This window comes from Bradyrhizobium sp. CSS354, assembly GCF_029051725.1.
GTDB lineage: Bacteria > Pseudomonadota > Alphaproteobacteria > Rhizobiales > Xanthobacteraceae > Bradyrhizobium.
In genome coordinates this window covers 106871-120591 of sequence record NZ_JAACFU010000020.1, presented here as the reverse complement: position 1 = coordinate 120591, position 13721 = coordinate 106871, and the positions used below count along the sequence as shown (strand labels likewise).

15 protein-coding genes are annotated in these 13721 nt (G+C 65.0%); 8 read left to right on the top strand and 7 right to left on the bottom strand.

Features of this window, described 5'->3' with window-relative positions; genetic code table 11:
• The coding region (locus GWG67_RS32855) for a hypothetical protein (RefSeq protein ID WP_275173660.1) at positions 1–437 on the top strand (437 nt) is incomplete at its 5' end.
• Between the two features lie 45 nt (positions 438–482).
• Here GWG67_RS32855 and GWG67_RS32850 read toward each other — a convergent pair.
• Entirely contained in the window at positions 483–1001 is a 519-nt protein-coding gene (locus GWG67_RS32850; protein ID WP_275173659.1) for a hypothetical protein, read from the bottom strand.
• A gap of 158 nt (positions 1002–1159) precedes the next feature.
• On the bottom strand, positions 1160–2707 hold the full coding sequence (locus GWG67_RS32845; protein WP_275173658.1) for an acetolactate synthase large subunit: 1548 nt from the start codon (positions 2705–2707) through the stop codon (positions 1160–1162).
• 50 nt (positions 2708–2757) lie between these two features.
• Here GWG67_RS32845 and GWG67_RS32840 point away from each other — a divergent pair, with 50 nt between their 5' ends.
• The 3 genes from GWG67_RS32840 (at position 2758) to GWG67_RS32830 (ending at position 4430) form a co-directional block, all read left to right on the top strand.
• Positions 2758–2967, top strand: a complete 210-nt coding sequence (locus tag GWG67_RS32840) for a hypothetical protein (RefSeq protein WP_275173657.1) — start codon at positions 2758–2760, stop codon at positions 2965–2967.
• Positions 2964–3542, top strand: a complete 579-nt coding sequence (locus GWG67_RS32835) for a L,D-transpeptidase (protein ID WP_275173656.1) — start codon at positions 2964–2966, stop codon at positions 3540–3542. Before GWG67_RS32840 ends, GWG67_RS32835 begins: the two co-directional genes overlap by 4 nt.
• 72 nt (positions 3543–3614) lie before the next feature.
• Positions 3615–4430, top strand: a complete 816-nt coding sequence (locus GWG67_RS32830; protein ID WP_275173655.1) for a DUF2927 domain-containing protein — start codon at positions 3615–3617, stop codon at positions 4428–4430.
• A 181-nt stretch (positions 4431–4611) separates the two neighbouring features.
• On the opposite strand, the gene GWG67_RS32825 is transcribed toward GWG67_RS32830, so the two are convergent.
• On the bottom strand, positions 4612–5418 hold the full coding sequence (locus GWG67_RS32825) for a class I SAM-dependent methyltransferase (RefSeq protein ID WP_275173654.1): 807 nt from the start codon (positions 5416–5418) through the stop codon (positions 4612–4614).
• 102 nt (positions 5419–5520) lie between these two features.
• Positions 5521–6648: a threonine synthase gene (locus GWG67_RS32820; RefSeq protein WP_275173653.1), complete on the bottom strand. Its 1128-nt coding sequence runs from the start codon at positions 6646–6648 to the stop codon at positions 5521–5523.
• Positions 6649–7038: 390 nt separating this feature from the next.
• Here GWG67_RS32820 and GWG67_RS32815 point away from each other — a divergent pair, with 390 nt between their 5' ends.
• The 4 genes from GWG67_RS32815 (at position 7039) to GWG67_RS32800 (ending at position 10517) form a co-directional block, all read left to right on the top strand.
• Entirely contained in the window at positions 7039–8295 is a 1257-nt protein-coding gene (locus GWG67_RS32815; protein WP_275173652.1) for a GTP cyclohydrolase II, read from the top strand.
• 7 nt (positions 8296–8302) lie between these two features.
• Complete coding sequence (locus GWG67_RS32810) at positions 8303–9541, top strand: URC4/urg3 family protein (protein ID WP_275173651.1); 1239 nt, start codon at positions 8303–8305, stop codon at positions 9539–9541.
• Between the two features lie 55 nt (positions 9542–9596).
• A complete protein-coding gene (gene upp / locus GWG67_RS32805) occupies positions 9597–10226 on the top strand; it encodes a uracil phosphoribosyltransferase (protein WP_027520210.1) in 630 nt (209 codons plus the stop codon).
• A 75-nt stretch (positions 10227–10301) separates the two neighbouring features.
• Entirely contained in the window at positions 10302–10517 is a 216-nt protein-coding gene (locus GWG67_RS32800) for a hypothetical protein (protein WP_275173650.1), read from the top strand.
• Positions 10518–10533: 16 nt separating this feature from the next.
• Here GWG67_RS32800 and GWG67_RS32795 read toward each other — a convergent pair whose 3' ends face one another.
• From GWG67_RS32795 to GWG67_RS32785, 3 genes are all read right to left on the bottom strand, one after another.
• Complete coding sequence (locus GWG67_RS32795) at positions 10534–11025, bottom strand: DUF305 domain-containing protein (RefSeq protein WP_275173649.1); 492 nt, start codon at positions 11023–11025, stop codon at positions 10534–10536.
• A gap of 102 nt (positions 11026–11127) precedes the next feature.
• Positions 11128–12237 carry a M48 family metallopeptidase gene (locus tag GWG67_RS32790; RefSeq protein ID WP_275173648.1) on the bottom strand — a complete coding sequence of 370 codons (1110 nt, stop codon included), beginning with the start codon at positions 12235–12237 and terminating at the stop codon, positions 11128–11130.
• 3 nt (positions 12238–12240) lie between these two features.
• The gene (locus GWG67_RS32785; RefSeq protein ID WP_275173665.1) at positions 12241–13395 is read right to left on the bottom strand and encodes a YjgN family protein; all 1155 of its coding nucleotides are present in this window, start codon (positions 13393–13395) and stop codon (positions 12241–12243) included.
• Positions 13396–13721: the final 326 nt, after the last annotated feature.

The following is a 13721-nucleotide window of genomic DNA, read 5'->3' as shown; positions in this document are numbered from 1 at the left end:
TGTGGACGGAAATCGACTGGCCTTTCGGCGCGGACCCCTGGGGGAAAGGAAAAGCGTTCCGCTGCAAGGCCGAAGATTGCGGCGGCGAGGTCCAGCTCTACGTTCGCCCCAAGCTCGGCTTTTGCAACTGCGCTACCGGAGTCGCCGACGACGGCGACCTCGAACAGATGGGCGACCTGGCGCTGATTGGGAGGGCAACGCCGACGGCTGCCGGCCGAGAGATCGTCGTCGGTCCGATGCGCGGCCGCAGCCGGGCATATCGCGTCGAAGGGAACCCCAAGGCCGCGCTCTCACTCGCCTTCAATCAACGCTGCGACATGGTAGCCGCGACGGCTTTGCTCGCACCGGGCGCGACCGCGTCACTGGAGCCGGCGGTGCTGTCATTCCTCAATAGCGACCGCATGTTGAAATGGGCCGAGATCGCCCTTGGATTATGACTCAAAGCAATAGCTGAATTAAACGCGACAATCTCGGCACTCGCCTTAACGCGCAGCCCTCAGGCCGATCTCCTCCAGCCGGGTCGCGAGCCAGCGCGACAGCGGTTGCTCAAGGACGCCGCTGACATAGACTTCCGAGATCGTCACGTTGTTCTTGTCCAGCACCAGCAGCACGCCGATCCAGAAGGCGAACCAGACATGCGCATCGGTCAGCGCCATCAGCTTATGCTGGTCGTGATCAAGCGCGGTGTGATTGCTCGCCTTGCGGATCTCCACGGTCAGCAGATTGTTCGGGATCTCGCGCTGATGCACGACGACGTCAGGATAGATCGACTTGCCCAGGTGATCGTCGGTCGAGATGATGGTGCCGTGCGGCAGATGCAGCGTACGTTCGCCGAGCCGGTCGTAGTTGCAATCGACCGACCAGCCGGAGAATTGCTTCTCCAGATATACAGCGAAGCGGTGCGTGATGGCACGCTCGCCGATGTCCTTCTCGAACAGGAATGCTTCGTGGGCGTAGAAGTCCCGGAGCGCCGCGATCACCTTGTTCAGCTCGGTCTGCATCTTGCCCCCCGGCCACTCGGCGCTCCATTTCAAAGCCGTGAGTAGCCCGGATGGAGCGTAGCGCAATCCGGGTTCTCGCAAAACGCACAATGTCCCGGATTACGCTGTGCTCCATCCGGGCTACATGAGGGCCGGAATCGCGGCGCGCCAATCAGATATCACATCTGGACTTCGATAAGCCGCGGACCGGGCTCGGCGACGGCTTCGGCCAGCGCCTTGTTGAACTCGTCCGCGTTGGTAACGGCGCGGCCGGGCACGCCCATGCCCTTGGCCAGCGCCACGAAATCCAGCGTCGGCCGGTCGAGGCGAAGCATGTCGTTGGCGCGCTGGCCGGGCTCGCCGGCGCCGACATTGTCGAACTCGCCGCGCAGGATCTGGTAGATGCGATTGGCGAACACGATGGTGACGATGTTGAGGTTTTCACGAGCCTGGGTCCACAGCGACTGGATCGTGTACATCGCGCTGCCGTCGCCGACCATGCAGATCACCTTGCGGTCCGGGCAGGCGATCGCGGCACCAATCGAGAGCGGCGTCGAGAAGCCGATCGAGCCGCCCATGTTCTGGAGCCAGTCGTGCGGAGCAGCCGCCGCCGTCGGCGGGAAGAAGGCGCGGCCGGTGGTGAGGGATTCGTCGACCAGGATCGCATTCTCGGGGATCGCATAGGCGATCGACTGCGCGATCGAGGCGTGGGTCAGTGCGCCGGTCGGCTTGAGCAGCTCGGCCGAGGCCTGCGGCTTGACGTCCTTCGCGCTGGCCTTCACCGCGCCGGCGAGCGCCTCCAGCGCTGCCACCGAATTCTCACCCCAAGAGGTCATGCGATGCACGTCGCAGCCTTCGGGCTTGAGGATGCTCGGCTTGTTCGGATAGGCGAAGAAGGCCACGGGATCGTCGGACTCGACCAGCACGATATGGCGGAACCTCGCCAGCATCTGCAGCGCGTTGTCGATCACGTAATGGATGCGATCGATCGAGAAGCGGCCGCGGCCGCGCGCCATTCTGGGACGGAAGGTCGGGCCCATCACGGTGCAGCCGGTCTTGGCGGCGATGCGCTCGGCCAGCGCCAGGCCCTGCTCGCTCAGCGCACTGCCGGTCATCAGCAGCAGCGTGCCCTCGCCGTCGCCGTGCAGGATCTTTGCGGCCTGCTCGACCGCCTGCGGCGAATAGCTCGCGCGCTGCTGCTCGGCCGGAACCTCGGCGATGCCGTCCGCTTCGTTCCAGGCGGTGTCGGCAGGCAGGATCAGGGTCGCGATCTGCGGCGGCGCGCTCTTGGCGGCGGCGATCGCCGCGGCACCGTCGGCGGCGACCGATTTGGAGTCCGGCGAGGTCCGGACCCAGGAGGACATCGGCCGGGCCAGACCCTCGATGTCGGAGGTCAGCGGCGCGTTGTAGCCGATGTGGTAGACGGCGTGCTGGCCGACGATGTTGACGATGCCGGAATTCGCCTTCTTGGCGTTGTGCAGATTGGCAAGGCCGTTGGCGAGGCCGGGACCGAGATGCAGCAGCGTCGAGGCCGGCGTGCCCTTCATGCGGAAATAGCCGTCGGCGGCGCCGGTCACCACGCCTTCGAACAGGCCGAGCACGCAACGCATGCCGGGCACGCGGTCCAGCGCTGCGACAAAATGCATCTCGGAGGTGCCGGGGTTGGAGAAGCAGACGTCGACCCCGCCCTCGACCATCGTCCGCACCAGACTTTCCGCACCGTTCATCCGTCAGCTCCTGCAACCGGCAATGTTCCAACAATCCGTCCGATCAATCATTGTTCGCTCGTCTCGTCAAAGCAATAGCCGGCATCGCCGCCCTGCGATGCGCCCGTTTGGCTAATGCTTTCCGGCAAATTGGCATGGTTGCCGATTTGGTAACGCCGTTCATTAAGGATGCCTCCCTCACGGTGCCGTGGCTTGCGGAAAGCTCGCAAATATGGCCTGTGACTTCAGTTGAATCGATTTTTTTGCTGGGGGAACAATGATCCGGTTTTTTGCCGCGCCGCTTGCCGCCATCGCACTGCTGTCGGCTACCGCCGGCGGCGCCTTCGCCGAGGAGTTCGACTCGCGCGACATCATGGGCGGCGGCCCGAATTTCTTCCGCGGCGGCTCGAGCCCGGTCCCCCGTACCACCGTCATGTATAACGGCAATTACGCCCCCGGCACGATCGTGGTGAACACCTCGGAGCGCCGGCTCTATCTGGTGCTCCAGAACGGCCAGGCCCTGCGCTACGGCATCGGCGTCGGCCGCGACGGCTTCCGCTGGGGCGGCGTGCACAGGATCACCGCCAAGAAGGAATGGCCGGACTGGACGCCGCCGTCGCAGATGCTGGCCCGCCGGCCGGACCTGCCGCGTCATATGAAGGGCGGCGTCGAGAATCCGCTCGGTGCGCGCGCGATGTATCTGGGTTCGACGCTCTACCGGATCCACGGCTCCAACGAGCCGGAGACGATCGGCCAGGCGGTGTCCTCGGGCTGCTTCCGCATGACCAACGAGGACGTCAGCGACCTCTACGGCCGCGTCGGGGTCGGCACCACCGTGGTCGTGCTGAACAACTAGAGCAGGAACCCGCAGGGCGCGTGAATATGCGGCCTTGTGCGTCGCTTCCGAATACGGCAGCGTCGCCCGGCAATGAGCGCAATGGCCCTGCCTTCGTCCGGCTTTCGCATCGCCCTGCTGGCGCTCGCCACCGTCGCGTTTGCCCCTGACACCGCTACCATCGTCGTCGCGGGCGAATTGCCCGCGATCGCCTCGCGCCAGCGCGCCGAGAAGAAGAGCTTTACCGACGGCGAGATCGTCGATGGCTTTCTCAAGACGGCGTTCGGCGCCGAATACCACCTTGCCGGCCGTGTCGACCGCATCCGCAAGTTCGACGGGCCGGTGCGCGTGTTCGCCGAGAGCGACCGCGCCGACCGCAAGGCGCAGCTCGCAAAGGTCGTGGCCGACATCGGCAAGCGCGTGCAGCATCTCGACATCGCCATGATCGACAGCAGCGAGGCGGCGAATGTGCGAGTGAAGCTCGTGCGCGACCGCGATCTGTTCCGCACCATCTCGAGCTTCTACGGTGCGGAGAAGGCCCGCGAGATCCGCACCTCGCTCGATCCGCAATGCCTGTCAGGGTTTCGCAAGAACGACAATTTCGAGATCGAGCATTCCGACGTCATCCTCACCGTCGACAACGGCGATTTCACCTTTCTCGACTGCGCCTATGAGGAGCTGCTGCAATCGCTCGGCCCGATCAACGACACCGCGAGCGTGCCCTGGACCATGTTCAACGACAACGTCTCGATGGGCTATTTCGACGTCTACGACCAGTACATCCTCAACCTGCTCTACGATCCCCGCATCAAGGCCGGCATGACCATACATGAGGTCAAGGCGGTGCTGCCCGACGTGCTCACAGATGTGCGCATCTGGGTGAAGCGGGTGAACGAACTGAAGGAGTAGAGAACTTCCACCTTCTCCCCTTGCGGGAGAAGGTGGCTCGCCGCGTAGCGGCGAGACGGATGAGGGGTCTCTCTCCGCACGTAAATCTTTCACGTCCTAGTTCGCCGATAGAACCCCTCATCCGGCGCTTCGCGCCACCTTCTCCCGCAAGGGGAGAAGGGAAGTCACCGTCAACGCCGCCTCACGCCTTCCTTGCCTTCGACATCAAAAATTGCTGGCGCATCACGTTGTTGCTTCCGTCGAAATATTCGGAGATCAGCGCCTCGAACTCGCTGCGAAAACTCCGCAGCCTGTCCGGCTCGTCCTTGTACTGGGCGACGAGCTTGATCAAAGGCCCGATCGTCGTTTCCATGGTGCGGCGGAAATGCTGCGGGCTGAGTGCGGACGGTGTCATGATGTCCATGTCGAAGGCGATGTCCTTCACTTTCCCCGCGAGACGTTCGGCGACGATCTTCGGATCGCCCCACGACACCGGTGATGCCACGCCCTCGGGCGGCGGCAGATGGCGGCCGATCAACGCGAACATCCGCCCGACATAGAGATGCGGCGGCCAGGTGGAGAAGGCGATGGTGCCGCCGGGCTTGAGCACGCGCAGCATCTCGCCGATGGCGACCTCGGGGCGCGGCGCGAACATGTGGCCGAACTGGCTGAGCACGACGTCGAACTCGTTGTCGCCGTAGGGCAGGCTTTCGGCGTCACCTTCGGTGAAGTCGAGATCGAGGTTCGCCAGCTGCGCGTGCTCGCGGGCGCGCTCGACCAGGACAGGCGACAGGTCGAGACCCCTGACCTTCGCTCCGCGGCGCGCCGCCGTGATCGCGGCGACGCCGGTGCCGCAGCCGACGTCGAGCAGCCTTTGGCCGGTCGCGACCCCGGCGAAACTCACGAGCTTGGCGGCCGAGGGCGTCGTGAACACCTCCATCGGCGTGAACAGCGACCAGGCTTCCTTCTGGACTGCCTTGAAACCAGCAAACGGGTCTTGCGCGGTCATGGAACTCTCCCTTCGCTCGATGTCAATCTCCATGAGGCTGACGAGGGATGCCAAAGGTTCAACGCGGGCCCATGACGGCGACGGCTTCGCCTCCTCGCGGTCCTATTGCACGAGATCGGCAACGATGGTCGCGGCCTTGAGGCCGGTGCCGGTGAGAACCGCGACGGTGGTCTCGTTCGCCTTGATGGCACCGGTGGCGGATAGTTTGTCCACCACGGCGGCAGCACTTGCGCTGGTCGGCTCGGCAAACAGGCCCTGCCGCGCAAGACGCCGCAGCGCGGCGACGATCTCATCCTCGGTGAGCGCGATGGTGCCGCCGCCGCTCTCACGCAACGCGCCGATGATCTCGCGCAGGCGCAGCGGATGCTTGATCGCAGTGCCTTCGGCGATGGTCTTGTTCACCTCGCGCGCGACAGGCGTATCGACGCCCGCCTTGAAGCTTGCATCGATCGGCGAGCAATGGAGCGGCTGCGCCGCAAACAGGCGCGGCAGCTTGGTGATCTGACCGGCTTTCAACAGCTCACGGAAACCAAAGGCGCAACCGAGCAGAGAGCTGCCGGCACCGACGGGGACGATGACGTTGTCGGGGGCGCGAAAGCCGAGATCTTCCCAGATCTCATAGGCGAGCGACTTGGTGCCTTCGAGAAAAAACGGCTGCCAGTTGTGGCTGGCGTAGAAGGTCTGGCTGGACTGCCGGATGGCCTCGGCCTCCGATTCCTCGCGCGGGCCCTCGACCAGCTGCACCGCGGCGCCATAGGCGCGGACCTGCGCGATCTTGGCCGGCGACGTCGATGCAGGCGCGAGAATCTTCACGCGCATGCCGCCGGCGGCACCTAACCCCGCCATCGACGAGCCGCCATTGCCCGACGAGTCCTCCAGAATGGCCTCGACGCCGATCTGCCGAAGAAAGGACAGCATCACGGCGGAGCCGCGGTCCTTGAAGCTGCCGGTGGGGTTGAACCATTCAAGCTTGAAGAACGGGCGCAGCTCGCCCCAGGCCTGCTGGACCAGCGGCGTGCAGCCTTCGCCGAGCGTGATCGGAGTCTTGATCTCGACCGGCAGCGCCGCCCGGTAGCGCCAGAGCGATCGCGTGCGCGGCTCGATCTCCTCCCGCGACATCCCTTCCCCCGGCGTCACCAGCAGCGGCGTGCGCTCGTCCGAGCACCAGCGCGGCTGGTCGAGCGGATAGAGCTGTCCGTTGCGGGGATCGATGTAGGCGGCGGCGGGCATGGCGGTCTCCAGGGAAGACGATGAGGCAGGCGATCGGGCAAAGGCGATCTGTACGTTTGGTTTGATGACACGTTTTGTCCGGAAACTCGACGCCCGCCACGCAAGCCGTGCACCGCCCCTTGAAAGCACGAAAAACATAATTACTTCATCGCCTTACAGCGATTTCATCGAGGTCGGCCAGTGTGGTGGCGTGGCTCTCACGCAGCCCCTGCCGGCTCGGTGATGACGGGGATTTGGCCGCGAGCCGCCTGCCCTGTGCAGCACGATTAACTTGTCTGTCGTGGCTGGCCGCTACAATATGTTGGATTGCGTCGCCGGTGACCGCACCGGCAACGCCGCAGAGCCAGGCCCGTCCGAGCGGCGGGCCGTTGGCTTTTTGGGAGTTTGGTCATGAGCCGAGCGAACCGTACCGACCACATCCGCCTCACCTCCCATCCGGAGCCGGGCCGGAAGGCGGCCTTCCCGATCCACTGGGGCGCCGCCGACGCACGGGCCCGCGGGCCGATCATCGGCACGGTGTCGCGCGCCGGGGATCGCAACGTGATCGGCAGCCATGGCGGGTCCTATGCGATGTACCGCGCGCTCGCGGTGTCCGCCGGCGCGCTCGATCCGATCCGTAGGCCCGATCTCACCAACACCTTTCCGGCCGCGACCATCGGGCCGTTCCCGCAATGGAGCGATCCCGCAAAAATCGTCGCACTCGATCCCTGGGGGCATCTCGTCGCCGAGAATTTCGGCAAGGAGATCGCCGAGGGTTCCGACATCAGGCCGAGCATCGCGGTGACGCGTGCGCGACTGGACCTGCCGGAGATCCGCGAGGCGCTCGCCGCCAAGCGCCTACGCGCCGACGGCGACGTCGTGCATGCCAATGGCAGCGTGTCGGTGGTGAAGATCGCGATCGATCCGGTCTGGTATCTGCCGGGCCTTGCGGAACGCTTCGCGACCAACGAGACCGAGCTGCGGCGCACGCTGTTCGAGCAGACCGCCGGCATGTTCCCCGAACTGGTGACCCGGCCGGACATGAAGGTGTTCCTGCCGCCGATCGGCGGCACCACCGTGTATATGTTCGGCGATGTGACAAAACTGCCGGACCATCGCACCAAGATCACCTGCCGCGTGCATGACGAGTGCAACGGCTCCGACGTGTTCGGCTCCGACATCTGCACCTGCCGGCCCTACCTCATTCACGGCATCGAGGAGTCCGCGCGCGGCGCGCAGGAGGGCGGGCTCGGGCTCGTGATCTACAATCGCAAAGAAGGCCGCGCGCTCGGCGAGGTCACGAAATTCCTGGTCTACAACGCGCGCAAGCGCCAGGAGGACGGCGACGCGGCCGCCGCCTATTTCGAGCGCACCGAATGCGTCGCCGGCGTCCAGGACGCGCGCTTCCAGCAATTGATGCCCGATACCATCCACTGGCTCGGCCTGAAGCGCATCGACCGCTTCCTCTCGATGAGCGACATGAAGCATGACGCGTTGACCTCGCAGGGCATCGACATCGTCGAGCGCGTGCCGATCCCGCCCGAGCTCATTCCCGCCGACGCCTATGTCGAGATCGCCGCGAAGAAGGCCGCCGGCTATTACTCCACCGACATCGCGCCGGAGAAGGACGTCGACGGCGTGGTCGGGCGTTCGCTGGAAAAATACTGATCGATTGATGGCAGAGGCTTTGGAATTGCAGGCCCGTTCGCTGCTCAGCGCAGCAGCGGTTCGTGCGCGTGCCGGCGAGATGTTCGAGATCGGCCTGAACGGCGGGCTGACGCATTTCACGATCGATCTCGATCGCATGGACGGCGTTGCCGACGCCGTGTTGGCTGTCACGCGAAAAGCCTATCCGACGCTGGAGATTCCCTTTCATGCGCGCTGGCGCCATTTCGTGCTTGGCGGCGTCAACCGATGGGCGCGGCTCGCGGACGCGGCCCCGTGGCCGGATCGCGCCGCGCGGGCGCGCGCGGAGTTCGACCTTGCCATCGTCAGCGTGCTGCTTGATGCCGGTGCGGGCGCGGCGTGGCGATATCGCGACGTGACGACGGAGCAAGACATCGGCCGATCCGAGGGACTCGCGATTGCAAGTCTCGACATGTTTGCGAGCGGTCTTTTTTCCCACGATCCCCGCGCGCCTTTCAGGGCCGATGCGGACATCCTTGCTAAACTGCCCCTCGCCTCCCTCACCTCCGCCTTTCAGGTGAACGATACCAATCCGCTGCTCGGGCTCGAGGGACGGACCGATCTGCTGCGGCGCTTGGGCAAGCTAGTGGCGGAGCGCGCGGACGTGTTCGGCTCGCACGACACGCCGCGGCCGGGCGGCTTGTTCGATCACATCGCGGCGCTGGCGAAGGGCGGCGCGGTCCCCGCGCCCACGATCCTCTCGGCGGTGCTGAACCAGCTCGGACCGATCTGGCCGTCGCGACTCGAGCTTGCCGGAATTCCGCTCGGCGATTGCTGGCGCCATCCGGCGATCAAGACCAGCGATGCGACCTCGAGCCTCGTGCCCCTGCACAAGCTGTCGCAATGGCTGAGCTATTCGTTGATCGAGCCGCTCCAGCGCGCCGGGTTCGACGTCACCGACATCGATGGCCTGACCGGACTTGCCGAATATCGCAACGGCGGCCTGTTCGTCGATCACGAGGTGTTGCGCCTGCGCGACGCCGCCGATGCCGAGCGTGCGCATGAGGTGGACTCACTGCTCGTCGTCGAGTGGCGCGCGCTGACGGTGGCGCTGCTGGACCGGCTGGCCGATTTGGTCCGCGCAAAACTCGGCCGCACGCCTGAGACATTGCCGCTCGCCAGCATTCTGGAAGGCGGCACCTGGGCCGCGGGCCGCGCCATCGCCTTCGCGCGCCGCCCCGATGGTTCGCCGCCGCTCAAGGTGATCAGCGACGGCACGGTTTTCTAACGCGTAATCCAAACGCGTCGCATTGCGCATCGATCAATTTCAGGAGCATCCCGTCATGCAAGGCGTCACGATCGTCGATCATCCGCTGGTGCAGCACAAGCTGACCCTGGTGCGGGACAAATCGATCTCGACCAAATCGTTTCGGGAGCTGATCAAGGAGATCGGCATGCTGCTGTGCTACGAGGTGACGCGCGACCTGCCACTCGCCGATACCGTTATCGAAACGCCGCTGGCGACGATGCATTCGGCCAAGATCGCGGGCAAGAAGCTGGTCTTCGTGCCGATGCTGCGCGCGGGCACCACCTTCGTCGACGGCATGATGGACCTGGTGCCGACGGCGCGCGTCGCGCATATCGGGCTCTATCGTGAGCCGCACAGTTTTGCGGCGGTCGAGTATTTCTTCAAATCGCCGTCCGATCTCGGCGAACGCCTGGCCATCGTGGTGACGCCGGTGGTGGCGACCGCCAACACCGCTGTGGCCGCGATCGACCGGCTGAAGGAGCGCGGCGCCAAGGATATTCGCCTCGCCTGCCTGATCGCCGCCCCCGAAGGGCTCGAACGGCTGCGCGGACTGCATCCGGACGTCCCGATCTGGACGGCCGCGGTCGACGAAGGTCTCGACGAGAACGGTTTCATTTTGCCGGGGCTCGGCGACGCCGGCGACCGCGCCTACGGGACGCGATAGGCGCCGGCCTGCAAACCGCGCCACATTAGGAACAGCTTCGCTCGCGCAAGGTTTTCCTGCTCTACGATGGAGAGCATGATGACCTATCAGGATGACGACCGCAGAGTAGACAGAGCACGCCGCAACAGCCCGGTGGGCTGGGCTATCGGCGCGATCTTCGTGATCGCCGTGGTCGCGGCCGCCTTCTTCTACAATGGACGCGATGTCGGTCCCCAGACGACCACCACCAGCCCGACCAACGCGCCGAGCGTCACCACGGGCTCGACCAATCCGGCCGCCCCGGCAAAGTGATACGAGGGCCGCTTCGTCAGGTCGGCGGCCGCGGCGGCAGATCCTTCGCGTCCGCGGGCGCGGGCTTCTCCTTGAGGTCGGCGATCAACCGTTCCATTTCGCCGATCTCGCGCACCTGGGCTTCGATGATGTCGTCGGCCAGCTTGCGGACGCGGGGATCCCTGATGTGCGCACGCTCGCTGGTGAGAACCGCGATGGAATGATGCGGGATCATCGCCTCCATATAGGCAACATCGGTCACGGTCTGCTGGCTTCGAACGAGCCAGAGCGAAACCGCAAACACGACGGCGCTGGCGGCCAGAATGGCGAGATTCGCCGTGCGGTTCCTGTACATGCCCCACATGAAGCCCAGCATCACGGCGGCCATGACGGCGCCCATCAGCAACGCCATCCACGTCCGGGTCTGGCTGTACCAGACGTGATCGAGAGCGAAGGTGTTGAGATACATCAGACCAAACATGATCACGGTGGAAGCCGCGATCATCGTGACGAAACGACTGTAAGCCATGAGGAACATTCCCGCTGTCTATCGGGGGATAACCACTCCCCGAGCGATCGTTCCTCGCCGACGGATGATTTGGCGCGGGGCCAACGCGGGGCGGCGAGAGATTCAGATCTTGCCGCTGCCGCAGATCCCCTTCAGCGACTGCCACTCCGCATCGGTCAGCAGCGGCGGACCGCTGGCGGGGCGGTCTTCTTTCGTCATGCGGGCGAGGCGGTCCTCGGTCAACGGATGGCTCGCCAGGATCGACGTGAGGCCGCCGCCTTCCTTGCCGGTGATGCGGAACATCAGCTCGGCCGCAGGCTTCGGCGAACGGCCGAGCTTATGCATGATCTCGATGGCGAACGTATCCGCAGCGGTCTCGGCTTCGCGGGAATAGGAGGCCTCGACCACGCTGCGCGAGGCGAAGATCACGGCGCTCGAGCCGGTGACGTCGCCGAACAACAGGCCGATCAGGAACGAGGTGCCGCCGTTGTAGATCAGGCCGCGCATGTTGTCGTAATGCTTGAGATGACCGAGCTCGTGGGCGAGGATGCCGGCGAGCTCGTCCGGGCTTTCGGCCTTGTCGAGCAGGCCCTTCAGCACAAAGACCTTGCCGCCGGGCAGCGCGAACGCGTTCGGCACCGGGGTCGGCAGCACGCCCGCGGTCATAGAATCGTCGTCGAGGCCGGCGGCATCGCGCAGCCGATTGACGAGTTTGATGAACGCCGCTTTCCCCGCCGCATCCTCGCATACATTGCGGCCGAAGATGGTCTTCACCTGAACCTCCGACGCATCGCCGATGCGCCGCTCGATTGGTTTCGGCACCAGCGGCGCGAGGCGGTCGGCAGCGAGTGGCACGCCGAACAGCACGACGCAGACGATGGAGACGGCGGCAGCCATCGACCAGCCGACGATCTTTGCGACGCCGCGACGCGAGGTCTGGTGGTCGTCGAGCCGCATGCAGCGCGCGGTCACGTCCGACGCGAGCAGAGCGTCGCGGATTTCCAGCCGCGCCAGCGGCGGCGCGGAAGCGCAGGCGAGCCGCAAAATGCCGGGCGGGCTGTCGGCGCGGCGGATGTCGGCATAGGCCCAGCGAACGGACGTCCCGCCCTCTTCGACGATCTCGAGCGCGTCGCTGAGCGTCAGCGTCACCTGCCTTCTGCGGCTCGACACGCCATCGAAGAAGATCGTCGGCTTCGCGGACTGCGCCGGGGCCTCGGCGAATACGTCACTCACAGCTCAGAATCCCGCGACATCGAGTCCATCGGCAAAGCCTTCGCCCAGCGCGCTGGCAAGCTCGGCACTGCCACGCACATCCGCGGCGGCGGCGATGTTGTGCACCTCGACGGTTTCCAGCACCTTGGCCCAGAGATCGCGCTGGAGATAGACCCGCATGACGATGTTGACCGCAAGGGCGACGGCGAAGTAGCCGATGACCATCATCACCAGCATCGGGATGCTTCTGGAGGCATTTCCGGGGCCGAAGACTTCGTCGGCCGGAACGCCGCTCAGCTGGACGACGAGCATGGTGGCACCGCCAATATAGAAGCCGAAAATGGTCGAGAGCAGCAGCCACCAGCCGACCACCTTCCAGTACAGGCCGTAAAATGCGTTGTGCGGCAACTCCGAGGACAGGCTGACGCCGCCGATGCGAATGCCGTCGAGCCACCAGCGCCATTCGCGCGCCTTGAACTCGGCATAGACGAACGGAGCGAGGGGGAAAATGACGAGCGCGATCGGGCTCAGCAGCCACAGCCACCAGCCCCGCTTGAAGAACGTCCAGCCGTCGGCTTCGAAATCGCCGCGCAAATCGCCGTAATGGGTGTGCCGCATCTTGTAGCGTTCGAGCGAAGCCTCGCGCCACGGCAATGCGAGACCAAGCGTCAGAAACACCAGCAAGCCCCACAGCATGGCGCGGAACGAATAGGCCCAGCCCGATCCGTCCATCCAGAACCGCACGCCGCGCCAGACCGTGCGCGTCAGGCGATAGCGCCGCGCGCGAAAGATCGCGAACTGACCGAAGGCGTAGAAGCTGATGAACAGCGGCGTGGAGGCAAAGCCCTGCCAGCGCTCGAACTCGATGCCGACAAGGAAGTAGGCGAGGTAGATCGGCACCAGGATCGCGAGCGCGAACAGAAAGCCGACCAGAAGCTCCCTGGCCCGCCCGGTATATTCGGCGGCATCGCCGTCGACCGCGGTGTTCGCCCAGAGATGACGGCGGATGTCGGTGACGAGCCAGAACCGGTAGAAGCCGAAGGTGACGAGCTCGAGCATGGCACCCTTGGTGACCAATTTGCGAAACTCGGTGCGGTTGCCGGTGAAATCGACCCGCGTGGGCGGCAGCGGCGGAGGTAAGGGCTCGGAGCCGATGGGGGCCCATTGCATGTCGTTCACGGCGGCAACCTCGGGATGCGGATCTGGTTCGATCAAACTATAGATCAGAGATTAGTCGATGCCCAAGATGGGCGGGTTCGATTTGGCTCGATTCGGGTCGATTTCTGGCACGATTCCGCGGCCGAGGGCGTGCGCGAGATCACGTTCGCGAATGTCGCGTCGCCCGGATGGAGCGAAGCGCAATCCGGGACAGCGGCAGTGGCCGCCCGAATCCCGGATTACGCTTACGCTCCATCCGGGCTACCGGCGAGATCTTGGCAAAACTCGCCCTTGCTCCGGCGCCGACAACGGGTTGTAATTGCAAATCAAATACCGCAGCGCAGAAT

Excerpts from the sequence above, each read along its gene's own strand:
- GWG67_RS32850 (WP_275173659.1), bottom strand. The coding sequence starts at position 1,001 with ATGCAGACCGAGCTGAACAAGGTGATCGCGGCGCTCCGGGACTTCTAC.
- GWG67_RS32845 (WP_275173658.1), bottom strand. The coding sequence starts at position 2,707 with ATGAACGGTGCGGAAAGTCTGGTGCGGACGATGGTCGAGGGCGGGGTC.
- GWG67_RS32835 (WP_275173656.1), top strand. The coding sequence starts at position 2,964 with ATGATCCGGTTTTTTGCCGCGCCGCTTGCCGCCATCGCACTGCTGTCG.
- GWG67_RS32830 (WP_275173655.1), top strand. The coding sequence starts at position 3,615 with ATGAGCGCAATGGCCCTGCCTTCGTCCGGCTTTCGCATCGCCCTGCTG.
- GWG67_RS32825 (WP_275173654.1), bottom strand. The coding sequence starts at position 5,418 with ATGACCGCGCAAGACCCGTTTGCTGGTTTCAAGGCAGTCCAGAAGGAA.
- GWG67_RS32820 (WP_275173653.1), bottom strand. The coding sequence starts at position 6,648 with ATGCCCGCCGCCGCCTACATCGATCCCCGCAACGGACAGCTCTATCCG.
- GWG67_RS32815 (WP_275173652.1), top strand. The coding sequence starts at position 7,039 with ATGAGCCGAGCGAACCGTACCGACCACATCCGCCTCACCTCCCATCCG.
- GWG67_RS32810 (WP_275173651.1), top strand. The coding sequence starts at position 8,303 with ATGGCAGAGGCTTTGGAATTGCAGGCCCGTTCGCTGCTCAGCGCAGCA.
- upp (WP_027520210.1), top strand. The coding sequence starts at position 9,597 with ATGCAAGGCGTCACGATCGTCGATCATCCGCTGGTGCAGCACAAGCTG.
- GWG67_RS32800 (WP_275173650.1), top strand. The coding sequence starts at position 10,302 with ATGATGACCTATCAGGATGACGACCGCAGAGTAGACAGAGCACGCCGC.
- GWG67_RS32795 (WP_275173649.1), bottom strand. The coding sequence starts at position 11,025 with ATGGCTTACAGTCGTTTCGTCACGATGATCGCGGCTTCCACCGTGATC.